Below are 23,215 nucleotides of genomic sequence, written 5' to 3' on the forward strand. Positions count from 1 at the left end.
CCTCGGGGGAGGAGAACCCGGCCGCCCGTCTCACGAGGGGGAACGAGGCCGCCGATCTGGGGAACGGCGGCCTCCCACCCCACCAATGCATGACCGGAGAGCGCAGAGCTGCGCGTCGCGCGCGGCGCCGTCTCAGACGAGCAGCCGTGGTCCTGACCACACGCGCGCGACGCGCAGTTCCGCATCCAGCAGCACGGCGTCGCCGAGCATCCCGGGACTGAGTCTTCCCAGGAAGGCGTCGCGCCCGATCGCACGCGCCGGGGTCTCGGTGAGAGCCCGGACGGCTTCCGCCAGGCTCGCCCCTGCCTGCACGCCGCGCTGCAGAGCCACATCCTGCGTCAGCGTGGAGCCGGCGATCGACCCGGTGTCATCGGCTCTCGCGACTCCGTTCTCGACCGTCACGCTCACCGCGCCGAGGTCGTAGTGGCCGTCGGCGCTTCCTGCGGCCGCCATCGCGTCCGTGATCAGCGCCACTCGTCCCGGCGCGGAGTCGAACACCAGCTTGATGACGTGCGGGTCGAGGTGGACGTTGTCGGCGATCGCCTCGAGGACCACACGGTGGTCTGCCGCCGCGGCGAGCACAGGTCCGGGGGCACGGTGATGGATGCCCGGCATCGCGTTGAACGCGTGCGTGAGGATGGAAGCGCCGGCCTCGAACGCCGCGACCGCCATGCTCGCGTCCGCGTCGGTGTGCCCGACCGCAGCCGCCGAACCGGCTGCGACGATCTGCCTGATCGCGTCGAGCCCGCCTGGAAGTTCGGGAGCGATCGTGACCTGGCGGATGGTGCCACGTCCGGCGTCCAGCAGTCGCGCGACGTCGGCGGTCGTCGGATGGCGCAGCAGTGACGGTTCGTGCGCACCGTGGTGACCGGGGTCGAGGAACGGACCCTCGAGGTGCGAGCCCAGGATGTCGGCATCCGTCTCGGTCAGGTCGGCGATCAGCCCGACGCTGCGGGCGAGCGAATCCAGCGACGCCGTGACCAGCGACACGACGGCGCGGGTCGTACCGTGCTCCCGGTGCAGATCGCGGCCGATGCGGATCGCCTCCGCCCCGTCGTCGAACGCCGCGCCGGCGCCGCCGTGGCCGTGGATGTCGACGAATCCCGGGGTGAGCAGAGCACCGGCACCGGCGACGGCCGTCGCGTCGACGACCTCATCCGCGGACGTCCACCCCGAACCGGTCCCGCGCTCGGTCACGATGCCGTCGTCGATACGGACCCAGCCGTCCTCGACGATGTCGCCGTGGTCGACGATCCGTGCGGAGTGGATGACCAGCGAACCGGTCGCGGAGGAGTGGGTGCTCAACGTGCGCTCCAGGGGATCTCGTCTGCGGGGTGGAAGTCGACCCCCTCAGCCTTCCACAACGGGGCGAGCGACCCGACGCGCACGCGGAACGACTCCCACGCGCGTTCCGGTGCCTCTCTCGGCGACCAGGCGACCTCGGCCTGCGCGGCTGCGCGAGGAAAGACCAGCTGTTCGACCTCGTCGAGCGTGCGGGTGGTCTCCGACCACAGTGGAGCCTCGATGCCGAGGATCGCGCTGTCCGGCACGTCGAGGACGTCGGTGGGTTCCCACTCGTAGGCGGAGCGCACATCGATGATCGCTGCCCAGGTGAGGCCCAGCGGGAAGTCCTCGGTGTACTTCATGTCGAGATACGTGACGTCCGCCGCCGACATGATCAGGGCGCCGCCGCGCTCGACGAAGTGGGCGGCCTCCTCGGCGTGTGTGCCCTCGGGGGTGGTCTTCCCCCAGTACTGTCCGACCGTGCCCTCGGCGATGTGCGCCGCCGAGCCCATCTCGTGCCAGGCCACCGGGATCCTGCCGGCTTCCACGACGATCGCGGTCGCGCGCTCCGCGAAGAGATCGAAGTCGGCTTGAGGTGTTCCGAGGGACTCGTCGCCGCCGATGTGGATGTAGGGGCCAGGGGTCATCTCGGCGAGCTCACGCACGACGTCGCGCACGAAGTCGTAGGTGCGCTCATCGTGGATGCGCACGCTGGAGTGGCCGACCCCCCACCCCAGGTAGGTCTCACCGGCGACGGGGAGGGGCTGGCCGAGCCGCTCCGACTCCGCGATCAGGTTGTCGTTCAGCACGGGTGCCTCGACGAGCTCGGGGTAGGCGACGCCGACCGCGTGGGTGTGGCCGGGAAGGTCGATCTCGGGGATGACGATCATGTGACGCGAGGCGGCGTATCTCACGATCTCGCGGTAGTCGTCCTTCGTGTAGAAGCCGCCGGGGTCGCCGTCCGCCGAGGTGAGGGATGCCCGCTCGGTCAGCAGGGGCCAGGAGTCGATGTGCACGCGCCACCCCTGGTCGTCGCTGAGGTGCAGGTGCAGGTGGTTGAACTTGAGGGCGCTGGTGCTGTCGATGAACCGCTTGACGTCGTCGACGCCGAAGAAGTGACGCGCCACGTCGAGCATGACTCCGCGCCGCGGGAAGCGGGGGGAATCCGCGACGTCCGCGCCGAGCAGGCCCCAGCCGGACTCGTCCTGGCGCAGCAGCTGCAGCAGTGTCTGCACGCCGTAGAACAGTCCCGCCTCGTCGGCACCCACGACGACAGCCCGCTCGCCGACCTCGAGTGTGTACCCCTCGGGTGCGGAAGAGGTCGCATCGATCAGCAGCTCGATGTCGGCGGGCGCCTCGTCCGCGAGCGACAGGCGGATACCGCTGCGACGCTCGACCGCCTCGATCAGCTGGTCGGCAGCAGGGGAGGAGCCGAGAACACGCGTCGTCGCGGTGATCGGCATCCGTCCTTCGCGCGGGACGGCCGAAACGGGTGCGGGGACCAGAGGGAGAGGATGAGGAAGGACCATGAACAAAACCTACCCGTCGGTGTCGTCGAGGGGAATGGTCGAGATCGAATCGATTCTGCGACGATGGCCGGATCAGCAACGTGCGCGCCGGCTCTGATCGGCTATGCTCGTAACCGTCGCGACTGGCGTCTGGGTGGACTACCACCGGGGAGCGACTGACCACGGAATTCGACCGCGCGCCTGGGCCGATAGGAACACCCCTTTCGAATCCGTCGTCAAAAGGAGCACGTCATGACCGACCGTTACTTCAACGCCCCGCTCTCCGAGGTCGATCCCGAGATCGCCCAGGTGCTCGACCGCGAGCTGAAGCGTCAGCAGACCTTCCTCGAGATGATCGCATCGGAGAACTTCGTGCCCGTCTCGGTGCTGCAGTCGCAGGGCTCCGTGCTCACCAACAAGTACGCAGAGGGCTACCCCGGTCGTCGCTATTACGGCGGCTGCGAAGAGGTCGACGTGGCTGAGGAGCTCGCCATCTCCCGCGCCAAGAGCCTGTTCGGCGCGGAGTTCGCGAACGTCCAGCCGCACTCAGGTGCATCCGCGAACGCCGCTGTGCTGCACGCGATCGCCCGCCCCGGCGACACCCTGCTCGGCCTGTCGCTCGACCAGGGCGGCCACCTCACGCACGGCATGAAGATCAACTTCTCCGGTCGTCTCTACGACATCGTCGCCTACGGCGTCGACCCTGAGACCTCGACGATCGACATGGACGAGGTGCGTCGTCTCGCGATCGAGCACAAGCCCAAGGTGATCATCGCCGGCTGGTCCGCCTACCCGCGCACGATGGACTTCGCGGCGTTCCGTGCGATCGCCGACGAGGTCGGGGCGCTGCTCTGGGTCGACATGGCGCACTTCGCCGGCCTCGTCGCCGCAGGTCTGCACCCGAACCCGGTTCCTCACGCGCACGTGGTCTCCTCGACCGTGCACAAGACCATCGGCGGACCGCGCTCCGGCTTCATCCTCACCAACGACGCCGAGCTCGCCAAGAAGATCAACACCGCGGTGTTCCCTGGCCAGCAGGGCGGGCCGCTCATGCACGTGATCGCCGCGAAGGCGACCGCCTTCAAGCTCGCAGGCACGCCGGAGTTCAAGGAGCGCCAGGAGCGCGTGCTCCGCGGTGCAAAGCTCATCGCCGAGCGTCTGTCGCAGCAGGACGTTCAGGACGCCGGCATCGCCGTGCGCTCAGGCGGAACCGACGTGCACCTCGTGCTCGTCGACCTGCGCGACGCCGAGATCGACGGCAAGCAGGCCGAGGACCTCCTGCACGACATCCACATCACGGTGAACCGCAACGCCGTGCCGAACGACCCGCGTCCGCCGATGGTGACCTCGGGTCTGCGCATCGGTACGCCCGCGCTCGCGACCCGCGGCTTCGGTGATGCCGAGTTCACAGAGGTGGCCGACATCATCGCGCTCGCGCTGCTCCCCGGTGCCGATATCGAGGCCCTCCGCGCGCGCGTGGACGCCCTCGCCGCCGCTTTCCCGCTCTACCCCGACCTGCAGCAGTAGCACCTCTCGCTCCTCGCTCCGCGAGTGCACGCGATATCGCCGAGTGCACGGCTCGTTCACGCGAACCGGCCGTGCACTCGCCGAGTACCGGTGCACTCGACGGGCCGAGTGGGGCGAGGGGGCAAGGTGAGCAGGAACAGGACACGACAGGGAAAGAAGGAAGAAGACATGACCGCGAAGATCCTCGATGGGAAGGCGGCCTCTGCGGCGATCCGTGCCGAGCTCACCGAGCGTGTCGCCGAGCTGAAGAGCAAGGGGATCACGCCGGGAATCGCGACGGTGCTCGTGGGTGCCGATCCGGCGTCGCAGCTGTACGTGGGCATGAAGCACCGGCAGTCCGAGGCGATCGGCATGAACTCGATCCAGCGTGAACTGCCCGCCGATGCGACGCAGGCCGACGTCGAGGCCCTGATCGACGAGCTCAACGCCGACCCCGCCTGCCACGGCTACATCGTGCAGCTGCCCCTGCCGAAGCACATCGACACGGACGCGATCCTCGAGCGGATCGACCCGGCGAAGGACGCGGACGGCCTGCACCCGACCAACCTCGGTCGGCTGGTGCTGAACGTCAACAGCCCGATCCACACCCCGCTGCCGTGCACGCCGCGCGGTGTGATCGAGCTGCTGCTGCGCAACGACTACGACCTCAAGGGCAAGCACGTCGTGGTGGTCGGACGCGGGGTGACCATCGGTCGCTCCATCGGCCTGCTGCTGACCCGACGCGACCTCAACGCCACCGTCACACTCACCCACACCGGCACCGTCGACATGCCGAAGTACCTGCGTGAAGCCGACGTGATCGTCGCCGCCGCCGGGGTGAAGCACCTGATCCGCGCGGAAGACGTCAAGCCCGGAGCCGCCGTGCTCGACGTGGGCGTGACGCGCGAGACCGACCCCGACACCGGCAAGAGCCTCGTGTTCGGCGACGTCGCACCGGATGTGGCCGAGGTCGCGGGGTACATCTCCCCGAACCCGGGCGGCGTCGGCCCCATGACGGTCGCCCTGCTCATGACGAACGTCGTGGAGGCCGCTGAGCGGTCGCTCTGACGACGACCGAACTCGAAACGAGAAGCGCCCATCCTGGAGGATGGGCGCCTCTCGTCTTCGCGGAGCGGGGTCGAATCAGTCCAGCTCGTCGAGCATCCGACGCTGCTCGGCCGTCAGACCGTCTCCGAGCTCGTCACGTGCGGCTCGGGTCTCGGGGGTCTCGGGGACGGGCGCGGCGGCGGAGGGCGCGGTCTTCGTCCCGCCCTTCATCCTCGCCTGCACCGAGTCGTAGATCTCGCCGGCCTTCGCCCGCAGGCGATCGTCGATCTGGTCGTAGATCATCCACCCGAACAGCAGCGCCAGGGGCGGCAGCACGAATGCCCAGAACCCGGAAGCGCGCACACCGCTCAGCCAGACCGTGAGCACCCAGATGATGAGTTCGACGAGGTACACCAGCACGTACTGCACGATCTTCTCGCCGGTCTTCGTGCGCTCGGCCGCCGATTTCGCCGCCGATCTGCGGAAGGCCCCGGCGAGCAGGGGCTTCACGAACAGGGCGGCGAGAGTCAGGACGACCGATGCCCACAGGGCGTTGAGGCCGACGGAGACGCCCGGCAGCAGCAGGCCGATCAGCAACAGGGCCGCGACGTTGAACACGTAGAGCGCGGCGAACCGGACGATTCCGTTCTTCATGCGACCAGAATCCCACACCTCAGGAGGCGATCACCCCTGGGTCTGCAGGGTGCTCTCGATCCCGCTGATGCGGGCCTGCTCGTCGAAGCGGAAGCTCGCGGTTCCCGTGGCATCCGACACCGTCGCCCCGGAGAACGCCTCGTCCGTCCAGGTGAGGGTCCACCCCGCGAGACGCGCGAGGTCCCAGACCGCCGTGCGCGCGTCGGGGAGTGCCGTGGCGGAGAGGACACGGGGCAGTGCGATGACCGCATCCGCGACCGTGAGCGGTGCGAGCGGGGCATCGAGGAGGAACACGGCGCGGGTTCCGTTGCCGACCGGGGCGGAGTAGTACGGGGAGCGGCCAGTGAGCTCGACGGCGACACCGCCGATCGTGTGCGCAGCCTGAGCGATCCACGCGTCGTCGCCGGACACGCCGTCGGGGAACGGCACCTCCGCCGTCGTCAGTTCTGTGATCCCGTGCTCGCTGCCATAGGCGTGCAGCTGACCCGCGACGCCCTGCGGGTCGCCGCTCGGATGCGCCCAGGCCCAGAGGAGAGAGCGGGGGCCCGGCGCGATCGTCGCGATCAGGTGGGCGCGGGCGACCAGCTGGCGAGACGGATCCGCGTCGGACGTGAAGGTGATCGTGCCGGCGGCCAGGTCGGCGTCCCAGCGGTGCTCGCCGAGGGCGTCGGCAGCGGCGGACAGGGCGTCCTGACGGAGTGCGACGAAGAGAGCGGCACGATCGGCGAGGGGCTGGAGCGCGGCGAAGGTCATGCCCACAGTCTCGCGGTCGATGCTATGAATCCGCTCGCTCATACGGGGAGCGTCGCGGATTGCGGCCTGCCCATCCGCCACACGCTCGGCACCGCGAGCGTGACGAGCGCGACACCCGCGTAGACGACCCCGGACGTGATCAGAACGGTCGCCGGATCTGCGTGCGTGATCAGCCAGCCGTAGACCAGGGTTCCGATCGGCATCACGACGAAGCTCCCGAGCATGTCGTAGCTCGACACCCGGGAGAGCTTCTCGCCGGGGATGTTCTCCATCATCGCGAGGTTCCAGCCGGTGCTGAACACCTCGGCGCCGGCACCCGCGATGAAGGCGGCCATGGCGAGCAGGACCACGGCGGGGTGGACGCCCAGCATCGTGACGGGGATCGCGAACGCGGCCATGCCGATCATCCCGTAGCGCAGCGGTCGTCGCAGCGGGAACCACATCAGCAGCAGGGTCATCAGCAGCACCCCGACGCCTTCGGCGCTGACCACCCATCCCCAGCCGGTGATGCCCAGCAGGTCGTTGTTCTTGGCGATGTACGGACCGACGACGCCCCACGCGCCCACATGGATGGCGTTCATGATCATGAACGCCAGCACGATCGTCCACAGCCACGACCGGCTCCAGAACTCCCGCCAGCCGATGCGGAGGTCGTGGAACATCGTGGTGCCGCCCGCGTGCGATGGCGGCGGGAGCTTCACGAGCGCCAGCACCGGGATCGCGATCACCCAGCCGGCGGCCTGCACCACCATCGCCCACGCCGGCCCCGCCGTCGCCACCAGGACGCCCGCGATGATCGGGCCGCCGATGGTCACGGCGGACCGCACGAAGGACAGCATCGCGTTCGCCTGCTGCAGGTGCTCCGGCGTCGTCAGCTGCGGGATGATGCCCTGCATCGCGGGCAGCACGAACGCCGTGGAGGCGCCGTTCACGATCGACAGCACGATGAGCAGGGGGATCGTGGCGGTGCCGGTGAACAACAGAGCCGCGATCGTGCCGATCGAGAGGATGTCGACCACGTAGCAGGCCTGGATGATCAGCGCACGGGGGAGACGGTCGGCGATCACTCCACCGAACAGCACGAACACGATGTTGCTGATGGTGAAGGCGGCGAGCACGAACGACAGCGACCTGGCGTCGTTGTCGATCTCGAGGACCGCGAACGCGAGCGCGATCGACGACATCGAGCCGGCGATCATCGTGATGGCGCGCGCCAGGAAGAACCAGCGGAAGTTGCGGTCCTGCATCGCGGCGAGCCCGCGGATCACCTCACGACCTCGCCTCTGTGCACCGGGCTATCCTGCCACGGCCTGGAGCCCTTCGAATCGCGCAAAGGGGTGCATCCAGGACCTGGATACGACGATTCGCGCGAGTCGAACGGTCAGTAGCTGGCGCGGTCGGCGGCATCCACGGCGATGAAGCGGGCGGCCAGGGCCTCCGAGGCTCGGGCGAGCAGCGCCACGTCGGCTCCGACCGCCACGAAGTCGGCGCCCGCCGCGAGATAGGCATCGGCGGCCGTGGGGTCGAAGGCGTTCACACCCACGGCCTTGCCCGCAGCCTTGACGGCGGTGAAGACCCTCTCGACAGCGGCCGTGACCTCGGGGTGGGTCTGCTGGCCGAGCAATCCCATCGACGCGGAGAGGTCGGAGGGACCGACGAACACCGCGTCCACCCCGTCGACCGCGGCGATGTCGGCGGCGGCTTCGACGCCCGCAGCCGTCTCGATCTGCACCGTCAACGACACGTGCTGCGCGGATTCCTGCAGATACCGGTCGACGCGATTCCAGCGGGCGCTGCGGGCCAGAGCGCTGCCCACTCCGCGCACGCCCTCCGGCGGGTACCGGGTCGCGGCGACGGCGGTGCGTGCCTCTTCAGCGGAGGACACCATCGGGACGATGAGGTTCTGCGCCCCGAGGTCGAGGACCTGCTTGATCGCGACGGTGTCATTCGACGGCACCCGCACGAGGGGAGCGATCGGGTAGGCGGCGACCGCCTGAAGCTGTACCAGCACGGACTCCAGCGTGCTCGCCGAGTGCTCCATGTCGATCAGCAGCCAGTCGAGCCCCGACCCCGCGGCGACCTCGGCGAGCAGCGGGCTGCCGGAGCAGACCCACATCCCCACGAGCGATCGGTCGGAGTCGGCCAACTGCTCGCGGAAGGACGGAGCTAGACGAAGCGGCATGCGATTGTTCCCATCGGTCCGTAATCGCACAGCACCTCGTCGCCGCGCGACACCCACATCGGGCGCGTGAACGATCCTGCCAGGATGATCTCGCCCGCTTCGAGACGCGCGCCGTGCTGGTGGAACTTGTTCGCGAGCCATGCCACTCCGGTGGCCGGATGCCCGAGCACCCCGGCGGCGACACCGGTCTCCTCGATCTCTCCGTTGCGGGAGAGCACGCCGGGCACCCAGCGCAGATCGATCTCGTCCGGACGCTTGTGCACCGTGCCGAGCACCATCGCCCCGTAGGCGGCGTTGTCGCTGATGGTGTCGACGATCGTCCGGCCCTCGAGCTCGATGTGCGAGTTCAGCACCTCGAGCGCCGGCACCGCGTAGTCGATCGCCGCGAGAGCGTCCTCGAGAGTGCAGTCCGGCCCCTCGAGCGGCGTCTTCAGCACGAAGGCCAGCTCGACCTCGATGCGCACGTTCGAGAAGTGGTCGACGGGGATCTCGGCGCCGGACTCGTACACGGTGTCGTCGAACATGACGCCGTAGTCCGGTTCGGTGATCCCCGTCGCCTGCTGCATGGCTCTGGAGGTCAGGCCGATCTTGCGCCCCACGAGTCGACGTCCCGCAGCGATCTGCGAGTCCCTCCAGACGCCCTGGATCGCGTAGGAATCCTCGACCGTGGCTTCGGGGTACCGCGCCGTGATGCGCGGGATCACGCTATGCGCGCGGTCGGCATCGGCGAGTTCTGCGGCGATCGCGGCGACCGTCTCCTCTGGCAGCATCGGATCCTCCTAGAGCTGGTGGCCGAGCTTGTACTCGCCCTGCTTGTACTCGGGCATGTCCTTGTCGTCTTCCGCTCGCGTGTAGGAGAAGCCGTCGGCACCGATGGTCACTGCCATCTCGCTGGAGTCGGTGCGGGCGACCACGGGCTGCGGGTTGCCGTCGAGGTCGAGCACCAGAGACGCATCCGTGTACCAGGACGGGACGACGGGGTTGCCCCACCAGTCGCGGCGCTGGTTGTCGTGCACGTCCCAGGTGATGACCGGGTTGTCGGGGTCGCCGGTGTAGTAGTCCTGCGTGTACACCTCGACGCGGTGCCCGTCGGGGTCGCGCAGGTAGAGGTAGAACGCGTTGCTCACGCCGTGACGGCCGGGACCGCGCTCGATCGAGTCGGAACGGCGCAGAGCTCCGAGCTTGTCGCAGATCGCGAGGATGTTGTGCTTCTCGTGCGTCGCGAAGCACACGTGGTGCATGCGCGGTCCGTCGCCGCCGGTCATGGCCGTGTCGTGCACGGTGGGCTTGCGGCGCATCCAGGCGGCGTAGACCGTGCCCTCCTCGTCCTGGATATCCTCCGTGACGCGGAAGCCGAGGTCCTGCATGAAGCCGACGGCGCGCGGCACATCGGGGGTGACCTGGTTGAAGTGGTCGAGCCGCACCAGCTCGCCGGGGATGTGCAGGTCGTACCGCCACGACATCCGCTCGACGTGCTCGGTGGCGTAGAAGAACTCGTACGGGAAGCCGAGGGGGTCGACCACACGCACCGAGTCTCCGATGCCCTTCACGAAGCCGCCCTCCTTGCGGCGCACGTCGCAGCCCAGCTCGGTGTAGAACTCGACGGCGCGGTCGAGGTCCTCCGGCGTGCGGACGCGGTACGAGAACGCGGCGACGGCGGCGATCGGCCCCTTTCGCAAGACGAGGTTGTGGTGGATGAACTCCTCGGTCGAGCGCAGGTAGATCGCCTCGTCGTCCTCCGCGGTCACGTACAGACCCAGGACGTCGACGTAGAACTGGCGCGACGCGGCGAGGTCGGTGACCACGAGCTCCATGTAGGCGCAGCGCAGGATGTCCGGAGGCGAGCTCTGCGGCGTCGCGATGGGGTTGTCCGAGCGGATCGGCGCCTCCTGGGAGACGTAGAAGCCCGAGGAGGTCAGGGTCATGTCGTCGCGGTGTGTCATGTCAGCGTCCTTGCTTACGGTTCCGGTCGCGATATTCCAGGGGATTCGGGCGAGAAGCCTGTCATATCGCGACCGGAGCGGAGGGGTTGTGGTCAGTTCTTGCCGAAGGTCGGGTTGTGCGAGTGCTCAGCGAGCGTGATGTGCACGCTCTGCTGGTCGGTGTAGAAGTCGATGGAGCGATAGCCGCCCTCGTGGCCGAGGCCCGATGCCTTCACACCGCCGAACGGGGTGCGGAGGTCCCGCACGTTGTTGCTGTTCAGCCACACCATGCCGGCCTCGACCGACTGCGCGAAGTTGTGCGCACGCTTGAGGTCGTTGGTCCAGATGTAGGCGGCCAGACCGTACTTCGTGTTGTTCGCGAGCGACAGCGCCTCGGCGTCGGAGTCGAAGGGCGTGATCGCGACGACTGGACCGAAGATCTCCTCCTGGAAGATGCGGGCATCGGGGGAGACATCGGCGAACACGGTCGGTGCGACGAAGTTCCCTTCCTCGAAGCCCTCCGGACGGCCACCGCCGGCGACCAGGCGGCCCTCGCCCTTGCCGATCTCGACGTAGCTCATCACCTTGTCGTAGTGCTCGGGGTGAACCAGCGCTCCGACCTCCGTGGCGGGGTCGTGCGGGTAGCCGACCTTGACGCGCTTCGCCTGCGCCGCGTAGCGCTCCACGAACTCCTCGTAGATCGACCGCTCGACGAGGATGCGCGAACCTGCCGTGCAGCGCTCGCCGTTCAGGGAGAAGACTCCGAAGATGGTCGCGTCGACGGCGGCCTCCAGGTCGGCATCGGCGAAGACCACGGCGGGCGACTTGCCACCGAGCTCCATCGAGAGCCCCTTGAGGAAGGGTGCCGCGTTGCCGAAGATGATCTGTCCCGTACGGCTCTCGCCGGTGAACGAGATGAGCGGCACGTCGGGGTGCTTCACCAGGGCGTCGCCCGCGTCTTCGCCGAGGCCGTTCACGAGGTTGAACACACCCTGGGGGAGGCCGGCCTCCTCGAAGATGCCCGCCCACAGGGATGCCGACAGCGGCGTGAACTCGGCCGGCTTCAGCACGACCGTGTTGCCGGTGGCGAGGGCGGGACCGAGCTTCCAGGACTCGAGCATGAACGGCGTGTTCCAGGGTGTGATGAGTCCGGCCACGCCGATGGGCTTGCGGTTGACGTAGTTCATCTGCTTGCCCGGCACCTTGAAGGCGTCGTCGGACTGCGCGACGATCAGGTCGGCGAAGAAGCGGAAGTTCTCGGCGGCGCGGCGGGCCTGCCCCAACGCCTGCGTGATCGGCAGGCCGGAGTCGTACGACTCCAGCTCGGCGAGCCGGGCGTCGCGCGACTCCACGATGTCGGCGATCTTGTGCAGCACCCGGGAGCGCTCGCGCGGCAGCATGCGCGGCCAGGGACCTTCGTCGAAGGCGCGCTTGGCTGCGGCCACCGCGAGCTCGATGTCGGCCTTCTTGCCGGCAGCGGCCGTCGTGTAGGTCTTGTTCGTCACCGGGTCGAGCACGTCGAACGTGTCGCCGTCGACGGAATCCACGAAGGCGCCGTCGATGTAGTGCTGGATGTGGTCGGGGAGGTCGGCGGGGATGCGCGAATCGGTCATGAGGTTTCTCCGGTCGTCTGTGCGGAAGTCGTCTGAGCTGAAGTCGTCTGAGCTGAGGTCGTCTGGGCGGAACGGGTGTGCAGGGCGTCGAGGAACGCGTCCATGGTGCGCCAGCGGTGGTTGCGGGCGGCGAGTTCGATCTCGAGCGGATCGGCGCCTGCTCGGATGAGGTCGAGGATCTCGGTGTGCTCCTCGACCGAGTGCTGAGCGCGCCCTGGAATCGAGGCGAAGGTCGTCTCGCGGATGCCGGAGAGTCGCGACCAGCCGCGGTGCACGAGATCGAGCAGGTGCGGGTTGGGGCACGGCTCGAACAGCACCGAATGGAACTGGCGGTTGAGCTCGGTGAAGGCGTGCGCGTCGAGGTGGTCGAGCATCTGCGCCATCCGGTCGTTGATCCGGGCGGCCTCCTCGAGGGCCTGGTCGTCGAGCAGGGGAGCGGACAGGGCGGTGGCGCAGCCCTCGACGAGGCCGAGCGTCTGCATCGTGTGCGCGTACTCGCTCTCATCCACGAGGGTCACCCGCGCGCCGACGTTGCGCTCGAACGTCACGAGCCCTTCGGCCTCGAGACGGCGGATCGCCTCGCGCACGGGGACGACGCTCATCTGGAGATCGTCGGCGATGGATCCCAGCACCAGCCGGTACCCGGGGCTGAACATGTGTCCCGTGATGCGGGAGCGCAGCCACTCGTACGCGACCTCGGACTTGCTCGCGGCCGTCGTGGTCATCGTGTGCTCCCGTCGGACACGGCCTTCTCGTAGCGTGCCCGCCACTCGGCGTTCAAGGGGAAGAGGCCGTCGACCGGGTGTCCTGCGGCGACCTGCTCGGCGATCCAGGCGTCTTCGATCTCCTGCGCGACGGCGCTCGCCGCGACCTCGGCGGCCAGGGCCGGTGGGATCACGATCACGCCGTCGCTGTCGCCGACGATGATGTCGCCGGGCTGCACGGTCGCGCCGCCGCAGGAGATCGTGACGTCCACGTCCCACGGCACGTGCTTGCGACCGAGCACCGACGGGTGCGCGCCCTGCGAGAACACGGGAAGGCCGATCTCGGCCACCGCGTCGTAATCGCGGACGCCGCCGTCGGTGACGACTCCCGCTGCGCCGCGCACCTTGGCGCGCAGGGCCAGGATGTCGCCGAGCGTGCCCGTCGTGGCATCGCCGCGAGCTTCGATCACGATGACCTCGCCGTCCTCCACCGCGTCGAACGCCCGCTTCTGGGCGTTGTAGCCGCCGCCGTGCGAGGCGAAGAGGTCTTCGCGGAACGGGACGAAGCGCAGCGTCTTCGCGGTGCCGACGATCTTCTGTCCCGGGATGTTGACCGAGACTCCGTCGATGAAGCAGGAGTGGTGTCCGCGCTTGCGGAGCTGCGCCGAGAGCCCGGCCGTCGGCGCCTCCCGCAACTGTGCGCGCAGTTCGGGGGAGAGGCCGGGAGCCTTCTCGACGGGAGGCAGTCCTGCTTCCGCCCGCGAGCCCCATGCCTCGGTGCGCTGCAGGTCGTCCACGGCGGGGAGCGAGCCGATCTCTCCGTCGAACGGAGTCTCGCCCTGGGTCACGGTGGTGACGAGGCGTCCCGAGCTCGGGGCTCCCGGTTCATCCGGTGCGTCCACCTCGACCTCGACGACGTCGCCGGGGACGATGACGGATGAGCCGGCGGGGGTGCCGGTGAGGATCACATCGCCGGGTTCGAGCGTGAAGTGCTGGGAGAGGTCGGCGACGAGTTGGGCGAGCGGGAAGATCAGTCCTGCCGTGGTGTCGTCCTGGCGGAGTTCGCCGTTGACCCAGGTGCGCACGCGCAGCGCCGTGGGGTCGACGGTGCGGGCATCGATCAGCTCGGGGCCGATCGGGGTGTAGCCGTCGCCGCCTTTGGAGCGGACGTTCGAGCCCTTGTCGTTGGCGCGCAGGTCGTACAGGCCGAGGTCGTTCGAGGCGGTCACCCAGCCCACGTGGGACCAGGCGTCATCGAGGGAGACGCGGCGCGCGGCCGAGCCGATCACGAGCGCGATCTCTCCCTCGAACGCGAGCAGCTCGGTACCGGCCGGCCGCTCGACGGTGCCGCCGGAGACGCCGACGGAGCTGGCCGGCTTGAAGAAGTAGGAGGGGGCGGCGGGGCGCCGGCCGCGCTGATCCGCTCGGGAGGCGTAGCTCAGGTGGATCGCGATGATCTTGCCGGGGCGGTCGATGGGTTCCGTCACGGGGCGCCTCCTCGCGCTGTCAGTGTCCTGCGCGACGCCTTGTGCGTCGTATTCGAAATCATATATTATCGGTTCACCCCTCGGCAAGCACTTCGGATTCACGTCCGCCGCGCGCCGTGACAATGCGGTCACAACCAAAGGAGACACCCCATGAGCGGGCAGTCACAGGCTGGGTTCACGCCCACCGGAACCATCGCGACAGCGGCTGATCGGCGCCGTGTCGTGTTCGCCACCGTCGTCGGAACCACTGTCGAGTGGTACGACTTCTTCATCTACGCCACGGCCGTCGGTCTCGTCTTCGGGCAGCTCTTCTTCGCCCCGCTCGGCGAGAACAGCGCCCTGATCGGCTTCGCCACGGTCGGCGTCAGCTTCCTGTTCCGCCCCCTCGGTGCGTTCCTCGCCGGTCACTACGGTGACAAGCTCGGACGCAAGACCGTGCTGATGTGGACGCTGATCCTGATGGGCGCGGCCACAGCCCTCATCGGCATCCTCCCCACCTACGAGACCATCGGGCTGATGGCGCCGATCCTGCTGGTGCTGCTGCGCATCGTGCAGGGCATCTCGGCGGGCGGCGAGTGGGGCGGCGCGGTGCTGATGGCCGTCGAGCATGCTCCCCGCAAGAAGCGCGGCATCTTCGGAGCGTCCCCGCAGATCGGCGTGCCCCTCGGCCTCCTGCTCGCCTCCGGTGTGATGGCGCTCATGACGGTGATCGCCCCCGGCGACCAGTTCCTCGCGTGGGGCTGGCGCGTGCCGTTCCTGCTGAGCGTCGTGCTGATCCTCGTCGGCTACTACGTGCGTCGCAAGGTCGAGGAGAGCCCCGTGTTCACCGAGCTCGCGGCCCGCAAGGAGAAGGCCAGGATGCCGATCGCGCAGCTGTTCCGCAAGCACCTGCTGCTCGTGATCGTCGCCGCGTTCGTCTTCGCCGGCAACAACGCGGTCGGCTACATGACCACCGGTGGCTACATCCAGGGGTACGCCACGGACCCCACAGGTCCCATCGGCCTCGAGCGCGGCCCCGTGCTCTGGGCTGTCGCCGGGTCTGCGGTCACCTGGCTGCTCACCACCCTCCTCGCGGGGTGGCTCTCCGACCGCATCGGCCGCCGCACCACGTACATCGTCGGCTGGGTGCTGCAGCTGGTGGGTGTGTTCACGCTGTTCCCGCTGGTCAACACCGGTGAGATCGGGCTGCTGTTCACCGGACTCGCGATCCTCACGATCGGCCTCGGATTCACCTACGGCCCGCAGGCGGCGCTGTACGCCGAGCTGTTCCCCGCGAGCATCCGCTTCTCCGGTGTCTCGATCTCGTACGCGATCGGTGCCATCGCCGGCGGCGCGTTCGCCCCGACGATCGCGACGGCCATCGTGAAGGCGACCGGCTCGACGGGCGCCGTCACCTGGTACCTGGCCGGCATGACCGTGCTGGGCCTCGTCGCGACCCTGCTGCTGCGCGACCGCTCGGGCATCCCGCTCGGACCGGATCACGAGGAGGAGCAGTCCGTCAGCCCGATCTACGGACTCGCGAAGGCCTGAGCCGCGCCGCTCGTCGACCTGCTCCCGTCGCGCTCCCTGTCATCTGCCCTACGGCGACCGACCGGAAGCGCGGCGGGAGTGTTCGTCTGTGCGCGGTCTCGGCGGAGCCGGACGTCAGCCGTCGAGAGCGTCGCGGATTTCCCATGCTGCACGCTGGAGCCGTGCGGCGATCTCGGCGTCGTCGAGGTCTGTAGACACGTGCACCACGGCGATCGCGGCGGGGCGCTGTCCGCGCAGGGCGAGGGGGACGGCGACGGCCTGCACCGTGGGGATGACCTCGTCGTGGCTCGTCGCATAGCCGCGGATGCGGGTCGACTCCACATCGCCGGCGAGGGTCGGCGGCACGACGTCCGGCCATTCATCCTCGGGGAGCAGCGACAGGATGGCCTTGCCGGGTGCGCCGACCGTGACCGGGTGACGGGCGCCAGGGCGCTGGGCGACGCTTGCGACTGCATGTCGGGGCTCGACGCTCGCGAGGGTGATGCACTCCTCGCCGTCCAGCACGCCGAGGAAGCAGGTCATGCCGAGCTCGTTGGCGATGGCCGTGAGCTCGGGGAGCGCCTCGGCCTGGAGGTCATGCGCGACCCCGGCGGCGAGTGCGGCCATCCGGGCGCCGAGGCTCACGGCCCCTGCGGCATCGCGCGTGACCAGCCCGTGATCCTCCAGCGTGCGCAGCAGTCGATAGGCGATCGAGCGGTGCACGCCGAGGCGGGACGCGAGCTCGTCGATCGTCAGGGGCGTGCGGGCATCGGCCAGCACCTCGAGGATCCGGATGCCGCGGCTCAGAGTCTGCGAAGCGGGAGAGGTGGTGCTGCCGGGCATGGGGGCACTCCCTTGCGATGACGGACGGCGCGGTTTAGGCTGTGTTCAATAGTAGAACTCTCTGTTCGAATATAGAACACGCCTGTTCTTCGCGCAAGAGCTCCTCACACACGACCCGAAGCGTATGGCCCGACGCGCTTGACCCGACGAAGACGTCCGGAAGGAATCGACGACGATGCAGTTCCACCACCACGGCTATGTGTCCGCTGACCCGCGTGTGCAGGACGCCGCCGGCATCGGCGCAGCCCGCCCCACCGACCTCCCTGACAAGATCGACGTGCTCATCGTCGGATCGGGGCCTGCAGGAATGCTGCTGGCCGCCCAGATGGCGCAGTACCCCGAGATCTCCACCCGCATCATCGAGAAGCGCGACGGCCGCCTCCCGCTCGGCCAGGCCGACGGCATCCAGCCGCGCAGCGTCGAGACGTTCCAGGCGTTCGGGTTCGCCGAGCGCATCATCGCCGAGGCCTACAACATCGGCTGGATGAACTTCTGGGGCCCGAACCCCGACAAGCGCGACGAGATCGTCCGCACCTCCCGGACGGCCGACTACGCCTACGACATCTGCGAGTTCCCGCACCTCATCGTGAACCAGGCGCGCGTGCTCGACTACTTCGCCGAAGCCGCGGCCAACGGCCCGGGGCGGATCGTGCCCGACTACGGGATCGAGTTCACCGGGCTCACGGTCCACGACGAGGGGGAGTACCCGGTCGAGGTGGGGATCCGCTACGTCGCCGGTGAGCGCGCGGGTGAAGAACGCACGATCCACGCGAAGTTCGTCGCCGGGTGCGACGGCGCACGCAGCGGTGTACGACAGGCCATCGGCCGCACGCATGTCGGCGCCTCCGCCGCGCATGCCTGGGGTGTGATGGACGTGCTCGTGAACACCGACTTCCCGGACTGGCGCACCAAGTGCGCCATCAACTCGGAGGCGGGCAACATCCTGCACATCCCGCGCGAGGGTGGATACCTCTCGCGCATGTACATCGACCTCGGCGAGGTCGCGGAGGACGACGACCACCGGGTGCGCCAGACGCCCATCGAGGAGATCATCCGTCGCGCCAACGCGATCCTGCACCCGTACACGCTCGACGTGCGCGAAGTGGCCTGGCACAGCGTGTACGAGGTCGGCCACCGCGTGACCGACGGCTTCGACGACGTCATCGACGGCTCCGGACGCACACCCCGCGTGTTCCTCACCGGCGACGCCTGCCACACGCACAGCGCCAAGGCCGGGCAGGGCATGAACGTCTCCATGCAGGACGGCTTCAACCTCGGATGGAAGCTCGGGTCTGTGCTCACGGGCCGCGCTCCCGAGGCGCTCCTGGCCACGTACGGCGCCGAACGACGCCCCGTCGCCCAGCAGCTGATCGACTTCGACCGCGAATGGTCGAGCCTGATGGCCCGCAAGCCCGAGGAGATCTCCGACCCCAACGAACTGGCCACGTACTACCTCGCAACGGCCGAGTTCCCGTCCGGGTTCATGACGCAGTACACCTCCTCGATGATCACGGGGACCGCCGCGCACCAGGCGCTGGCGCCCGGCTACCCGCTGGGCAAGCGGTTCAAGTCGGCCGAGGTCGTGCGCGTCGGCGACGGCAATGTGGTGCACCTCGGACACCACGCGAAGGCCGACGGGCGCTGGCGCGTGTACGCGTTCGGCGACCGCACCGGCGAGGCGCTCGCCGCCTGGGCGGAGCAGGCCGCTCCGCTGTTCGCGCGCTTCACTCCGACGGATGCCGACGTGGATGCGATCTTCGACGTCAAGGCCGTCTACCAGCAGCCCTTCGAGGAGGTCGAGGTCACCTCGGCACCCGAGCTGTTCCAGCCGAAGACCGGCCCGCTCGGACTCACCGACTGGGAGAAGGTCTACGCGGCGGGCCCCAGCAAGTGGACGGAGACCGACATCTTCGCAGCGCGTGAGCTTTCGCGCGACGGTGTGGTGGTCGTGGTGCGCCCCGACCAGTACGTGGCGGCGATCTTGCCGCTGGACGACACGGCAGAGCTCTCCGAATTCCTCGAGGGGGCGCTGCTCCCGGCACGATGAGCCGAGGGTCTCGACATGACACGTGTCACGTCGAGGAGATGACACCGCCCTCCGGACTCCTCGTCGGCATCGGACGAGGCTGGAGGCATGGACGACACCTCTAGGGACGGATCGGCGACGCGGGTCATCGCGCGACCGGCTTCCGCTGCCCCGATCGATGACCCCGTGGTGCTGGAGCTCAGCGCCGTGAGACGACACTTCGGCGCAGGGGAGCGCCGTGTGCAGGCCGTGGACGGGGTCGACCTGTCCATCCGGCGGGGCGAGGTCGTGGCACTGCTGGGACCGAACGGGGCAGGCAAGACGACCACGCTCGACATGCTGCTGGGCCTCACCGAACCGAGCAGCGGCACCGTCCGCGTGCTCGGGGTGACTCCGGATCGTGCGACCTCCAGCGGTGCGATCGGCGCCGTGCTGCAGACGGGCGGATTGCTGGGCGACCTCACCGTCGGGGAGACCGTGCGCCTCATCGCCTCCCTCTACGGAGACGAGGCGCGGGGGAGGGTCGACGAGGTCATGGCGCGCGCCGACCTCACCGCTCTCGCCCGCCGAAGGGTGTCGAAGTGCTCGGGTGGCGAGCAGCAGCGCGTGAAGTTCGCGCTCGCGATGATCCCCGACCCCGACATCCTGGTGCTCGACGAGCCGACGGCGGGGATGGACGTCACGGCCCGCCGCCACTTCTGGGACGTGATGCGTGCGGATGCCGACGCCGGCCGCACGATCGTCTTCGCCACCCACTACCTCGAAGAGGCGGAGCAGTTCGCTCGGCGGACCGTCGTGATGCATCGCGGAACGGTCGTCGCCGACGCCCCCACCGCGCTGCTGCGCGCCAGCCTCGGGGAGCGGACGGTGTCCGCCACGGTCGACGACGACCCGACCGCGCTCGTCGCGACGCTGACGTCGACGGAGGGGATCGCGGCTGTGCGTGTGGACGGTGATCGTCTCAGCCTGCGCGCGACGGACTCCGATGCGGCAGCGCGGATCCTCCTCGCCGGCGGCGCGCACGACCTCGAGATCGCCGCCCCCACCCTCGAAACCGCCTTCACGGCTCTGACGGAGAACTGACATGCTCGTCTCACCCACCATGCTGCGCATCGAAGGCGTCCGCCAGCTGCGCAACCCCTACACTCTCGCGTTCACCCTGGCGATGCCCGTCGCGATGTACCTGCTGTTCGGTGCCGGGATGGGATACGGCTCGCTCTCTGCCGGCCACGGGAACGTCTCGTTCTACGTCATGACCTCGATGGCCGCGTACGGCACCGCTGTCGCGATGAGCTCGCTCACCTCCCTCGCGGCGACCGAGGCGAAGCAGGGGTGGGGACGGCAGCTCGCGATGACCCCGCTCACCACCGCGGGGTATGCGCTGACCAAACTGCTCACTGCCGTGTCCTTCGCCGCGCTCGCCCTGGTCGCGGTGTTCGTGGCAGGGATGATGACCGGTGCTCAGGCCGAGGACGCCTGGCGGTGGGTCGCGACGGCGGGCATCATCCTCGGGATCGGTCTCATGTACGGGCTGTTCGGCCTCGGCGTCGGACTGTTCTTCAGCTCGGACTCGGCCGCGGCGCTCGCTTCCATCTCGATGACGTTCTTCGCGTTCTTCGGCAACGTGTTCATGCCTCTCGACGGCGTGATGCTCGACATCGCCCGGTTCACCCCGCTGTACGGCTTCGTGGCGCTGAGCCGCTGGCCCCTCACCGACGGGGTGCTCACGACGGGGCAGACCGATCCGCTGTGGATGCTGTTCCTCAACGTGGCCGTCTGGCTCGTCCTCTTCGCGCTCCTCGTCGCGATGGGAATGAAGCGCTCGCGGGCGCGGCAGTAGTGGCACGCGGCGACACTAGGTTGGACGGATGACCCCGCACGAGAAGCGCACGACGAGCCGCGCCACGGGAAAGGACCCGTGGGCGCGGTTCGGCTGGCTGATGGCGGTGGTCTGGCTGGTGTTCCTCGTCTACCCCGTGATCGCCCTGCTCGGTTCCGAGGCGCCCCTCGCCTGGGTGGTCGGGGGATGGGTCGCTCTGGTGACGTTCGTCGTGCTGTACGTCACCGGGTTCATGCACGGCATGCGCGGGGGTGGCGGGCTGGGGCGCACTCCCTCGAAGCGGCAGTGGGCCACGTTCGCCGCGCTCATCGTCTGCGCATTGGTCTCGGTGCCGGCCGAAGGCGGATCGGCGCTCAGCTTCCTGCCTTTCATCATGTCGTTCGCGTCCTACGGCCTGACGCGCGTATGGCACTGGATCACGACCATCGCGGCGGTCGCCGTGACGGCGCTCTGCGTGTTCCTGCTCCCGGGCGGGCTGAGCTACCTGTCGGTGCTCGCGATCGTCGCGCTGCTCGGTGTGGTCAACACGGTGTCGACGTGGCTCATCCTGCGTTCGGCCGAGGCGGAGCGGCTCGGTCTGGAGCTCGCGACCAGCGAGGGACGCGAAGCCGTGGCCCGCGATGTGCACGATCTGATCGGGCATTCGCTGACGGTGGTGGGTCTCAAAGCGCAGCTGGTACGGAGGCTCATGGACTCCGACCCGGAACGCGCCAGGGCCGAGCTCGCAGACATCGAGCGGTTGACGGCCGAGGCGATCGCCGGAGTGCGCTCGACGGTCGCGGGCGCGCGGGCGACCACCCTCATCGAGCAGCTCGCTTCCTCGCGGGATTCGCTCCGCGCGGCGGACATCGAGCTGCGGGTCGAGGGGGAGCCGGAGGCGCTGTCGCCGGTGCAGGCCATCACGGCGAGCTGGATCCTCCGCGAGGCGACGACCAACGTCCTGCGGCATTCGGGTGCCCGCACCGTGCGGGTCATCCTGTGGCCGGGACGGCTCGCCGTGGAGGACGACGGAGTGGGCATCGGCGCGGGTATCGCCACCGCAGAGGGCAACGGCATCCGCGGCATGCGGGAGCGCGCGGCGGCTGCGGGGGCGGCGTTCGCCCTCGGCTCGACCGAGAAGGACGGAACCCGCGTGGAGGTGACATGGTGACGGCGCCTGACGATGGGTCCATCCGATTGCTGATCGCCGACGATCAGGCGCTCGTGCGTGGTGCGCTCGGTGCGCTGCTCGACCTCGAGCCCGACCTGACCGTGGTCGGCATGGCCTCGGACGGCGCGGAGGCCGTGCGGCTCGCTGAGGAGCTGCACCCCGACGTGTGCCTGATGGACATCCAGATGCCGGGCATGGACGGTGTGGAGGCGACGCGGCGGATCAGACAGGTGAGCACGAGGACGCGCGTCCTCGTGGTGACCACCTTCGCACGCCCGGGCTATCTGCGCTCCGCGTTGGACTCCGGGGCGAGCGGATTCATCGTGAAGGACACTCCCGCCGAGACGCTCGCCGACGCCGTCCGCCGCGTGCATTCGGGTTTGCGGGTGCTGGATCCGCAGCTCGCCGCCGACGGCCTGTTCGACGGAGCGAATCCGCTGAGCGACCGGGAACGCCAGGTGCTGCGACTCGCCGCCGACGGACGCTCGGCGGCCGCCATCGCCGCCGAGGTGTTCCTGTCGGCCGGCACCGTGCGCAACCACCTGTCCGCTGCCATCGGCAAGACCGGTGCGGCCAATCGTGCGCAGGCGGTGCGCATCGCGCTCGACAAGGGGTGGATCTGACGCCGAGGCTCGCGGCGGCTCCACACCGCGTCTCGGTGTCCTTGCGGTCTCGGCGTCCATGCACGATCGGCGACTGTGCAGTGTCGGTGTCTCTGCGGTGTCGGTGGCCCCGCGTACCGTGGGTGCCGACGGGCGACGGAGCCCGACAGGAGGAGTGCGTGATGGACTGGAAGATCGAACTCATCTTCGTGCCGGTCACCGATGTGGACCGGTCCAAGGAGTTCTACGAGAGGATCGGATTCACCCCCGATCACGACCAGACGCCCGTCGATGGGCTGCGCTTCGTGCAGATGACGCCGCCGGGGTCCGCCTGCTCGATCGCGTTCGGCACCGGGCTGGGCATCGAGCTCGAGCCGGGACAGCAGAACTCGATCCAGGTCGTCGTCCCCGATGCCGACGAGGCGCTCGCGCACCTGCAGGGGCTCGGCGTCGAGGCCCGTGGCGTCCAGGACCTCGACTGGGGACGGTTCGTGTCGTTCGACGATCCCGACGGGAACACCTGGACGCTGCAGGAGCTGCCCGACTACGGCGCCTAGGGGTCCGGCACGGCAGCAGGCCGGCTCG

At 69.0% G+C, this 23,215-nt stretch carries 21 protein-coding genes and 1 riboswitch; of the genes, 9 read left to right on the forward strand and 12 right to left on the reverse strand.

The window, feature by feature from the left end; genetic code table 11:
* Positions 1-132 precede the first annotated feature (132 nt).
* Together nagA and AX744_RS15640 are read right to left on the reverse strand one after the other, a co-directional pair.
* A complete protein-coding gene (nagA, locus tag AX744_RS15635; protein WP_061017869.1) occupies positions 133-1,305 on the reverse strand; it encodes an N-acetylglucosamine-6-phosphate deacetylase in 1,173 nt (390 codons plus the stop codon).
* Positions 1,302-2,813: a family 20 glycosylhydrolase gene (locus tag AX744_RS15640; RefSeq protein ID WP_082738549.1), complete on the reverse strand. Its 1,512-nt coding sequence runs from the start codon at positions 2,811-2,813 to the stop codon at positions 1,302-1,304. Before AX744_RS15640 ends, nagA begins: the two co-directional genes overlap by 4 nt.
* 108 nt (positions 2,814-2,921) lie before the next feature.
* Positions 2,922-3,006: riboswitch (ZMP/ZTP riboswitch) on the forward strand.
* 38 nt (positions 3,007-3,044) lie between these two features.
* Between AX744_RS15640 and glyA the strand changes: the two genes are divergently transcribed.
* Positions 3,045-4,319, forward strand: coding sequence for a serine hydroxymethyltransferase (gene glyA / locus AX744_RS15645; protein WP_046748839.1), 1,275 nt, complete (start codon positions 3,045-3,047; stop codon positions 4,317-4,319).
* 168 nt (positions 4,320-4,487) lie between these two features.
* Complete coding sequence (locus AX744_RS15650; protein ID WP_046748840.1) at positions 4,488-5,366, forward strand: bifunctional methylenetetrahydrofolate dehydrogenase/methenyltetrahydrofolate cyclohydrolase; 879 nt, start codon at positions 4,488-4,490, stop codon at positions 5,364-5,366.
* Positions 5,367-5,441: 75 nt separating this feature from the next.
* On the opposite strand, the gene AX744_RS15655 is transcribed toward AX744_RS15650, so the two are convergent.
* The 9 genes from AX744_RS15655 to AX744_RS15695 all read right to left on the reverse strand — a co-directional run bounded on the left by AX744_RS15655 (position 5,442) and on the right by AX744_RS15695 (position 14,660).
* Positions 5,442-5,999 carry a hypothetical protein gene (locus AX744_RS15655; protein ID WP_061017873.1) on the reverse strand — a complete coding sequence of 186 codons (558 nt, stop codon included), beginning with the start codon at positions 5,997-5,999 and terminating at the stop codon, positions 5,442-5,444.
* Positions 6,000-6,029: 30 nt separating this feature from the next.
* Complete coding sequence (locus AX744_RS15660) at positions 6,030-6,752, reverse strand: DUF6882 domain-containing protein (RefSeq protein WP_046748842.1); 723 nt, start codon at positions 6,750-6,752, stop codon at positions 6,030-6,032.
* A 38-nt stretch (positions 6,753-6,790) separates the two neighbouring features.
* Positions 6,791-8,020: an MFS transporter gene (locus tag AX744_RS15665; RefSeq protein WP_052748791.1), complete on the reverse strand. Its 1,230-nt coding sequence runs from the start codon at positions 8,018-8,020 to the stop codon at positions 6,791-6,793.
* A gap of 113 nt (positions 8,021-8,133) precedes the next feature.
* A complete protein-coding gene (locus AX744_RS15670; RefSeq protein WP_061017875.1) occupies positions 8,134-8,934 on the reverse strand; it encodes an HpcH/HpaI aldolase family protein in 801 nt (266 codons plus the stop codon).
* Positions 8,919-9,704, reverse strand: coding sequence for a fumarylacetoacetate hydrolase family protein (locus tag AX744_RS15675; RefSeq protein WP_061017877.1), 786 nt, complete (start codon positions 9,702-9,704; stop codon positions 8,919-8,921). Before AX744_RS15675 ends, AX744_RS15670 begins: the two co-directional genes overlap by 16 nt.
* A gap of 9 nt (positions 9,705-9,713) precedes the next feature.
* Positions 9,714-10,877 (reverse strand): 3,4-dihydroxyphenylacetate 2,3-dioxygenase, encoded by a 1,164-nt coding sequence (gene hpaD / locus AX744_RS15680; RefSeq protein WP_046748845.1) that lies wholly within the window; start codon positions 10,875-10,877, stop codon positions 9,714-9,716.
* Between the two features lie 92 nt (positions 10,878-10,969).
* Positions 10,970-12,469 (reverse strand): 5-carboxymethyl-2-hydroxymuconate semialdehyde dehydrogenase, encoded by a 1,500-nt coding sequence (hpaE, locus tag AX744_RS15685; RefSeq protein ID WP_046748846.1) that lies wholly within the window; start codon positions 12,467-12,469, stop codon positions 10,970-10,972.
* Positions 12,466-13,194, reverse strand: coding sequence for a GntR family transcriptional regulator (locus tag AX744_RS15690; RefSeq protein ID WP_061017879.1), 729 nt, complete (start codon positions 13,192-13,194; stop codon positions 12,466-12,468). Before AX744_RS15690 ends, hpaE begins: the two co-directional genes overlap by 4 nt.
* A complete protein-coding gene (locus AX744_RS15695; RefSeq protein ID WP_061017881.1) occupies positions 13,191-14,660 on the reverse strand; it encodes a fumarylacetoacetate hydrolase family protein in 1,470 nt (489 codons plus the stop codon). The genes AX744_RS15690 and AX744_RS15695 overlap by 4 nt, the downstream gene beginning before the upstream one ends.
* 150 nt (positions 14,661-14,810) lie before the next feature.
* Here AX744_RS15695 and AX744_RS15700 point away from each other — a divergent pair, with 150 nt between their 5' ends.
* On the forward strand, positions 14,811-16,190 hold the full coding sequence (locus tag AX744_RS15700) for an MFS transporter (RefSeq protein WP_061017883.1): 1,380 nt from the start codon (positions 14,811-14,813) through the stop codon (positions 16,188-16,190).
* Positions 16,191-16,304: 114 nt separating this feature from the next.
* Here AX744_RS15700 and AX744_RS15705 read toward each other — a convergent pair whose 3' ends face one another.
* Entirely contained in the window at positions 16,305-17,012 is a 708-nt protein-coding gene (locus AX744_RS15705; protein WP_061017885.1) for an IclR family transcriptional regulator, read from the reverse strand.
* Positions 17,013-17,187: 175 nt separating this feature from the next.
* Here AX744_RS15705 and AX744_RS15710 point away from each other — a divergent pair, with 175 nt between their 5' ends.
* The 6 genes from AX744_RS15710 to AX744_RS15735 all read left to right on the forward strand — a co-directional run bounded on the left by AX744_RS15710 (position 17,188) and on the right by AX744_RS15735 (position 23,187).
* A complete protein-coding gene (locus AX744_RS15710; RefSeq protein WP_061017887.1) occupies positions 17,188-19,059 on the forward strand; it encodes an FAD-dependent monooxygenase in 1,872 nt (623 codons plus the stop codon).
* Positions 19,060-19,146: 87 nt separating this feature from the next.
* Entirely contained in the window at positions 19,147-20,121 is a 975-nt protein-coding gene (locus AX744_RS15715; protein WP_061017888.1) for an ABC transporter ATP-binding protein, read from the forward strand.
* A 1-nt stretch (position 20,122) separates the two neighbouring features.
* Complete coding sequence (locus tag AX744_RS15720; protein WP_058632493.1) at positions 20,123-20,878, forward strand: ABC transporter permease; 756 nt, start codon at positions 20,123-20,125, stop codon at positions 20,876-20,878.
* 28 nt (positions 20,879-20,906) lie between these two features.
* Entirely contained in the window at positions 20,907-22,028 is a 1,122-nt protein-coding gene (locus AX744_RS15725) for a sensor histidine kinase (protein ID WP_061017889.1), read from the forward strand.
* Entirely contained in the window at positions 22,022-22,651 is a 630-nt protein-coding gene (locus AX744_RS15730; protein WP_061017891.1) for a response regulator transcription factor, read from the forward strand. Before AX744_RS15725 ends, AX744_RS15730 begins: the two co-directional genes overlap by 7 nt.
* A gap of 161 nt (positions 22,652-22,812) precedes the next feature.
* Positions 22,813-23,187, forward strand: coding sequence for a VOC family protein (locus AX744_RS15735; RefSeq protein WP_058632490.1), 375 nt, complete (start codon positions 22,813-22,815; stop codon positions 23,185-23,187).
* The last annotated feature ends 28 nt before the right edge of the window (positions 23,188-23,215 follow it).

The organism is Microbacterium sp. CCH5-D1, assembly GCF_001557335.1.
GTDB lineage: Bacteria > Actinomycetota > Actinomycetes > Actinomycetales > Microbacteriaceae > Microbacterium > Microbacterium oxydans.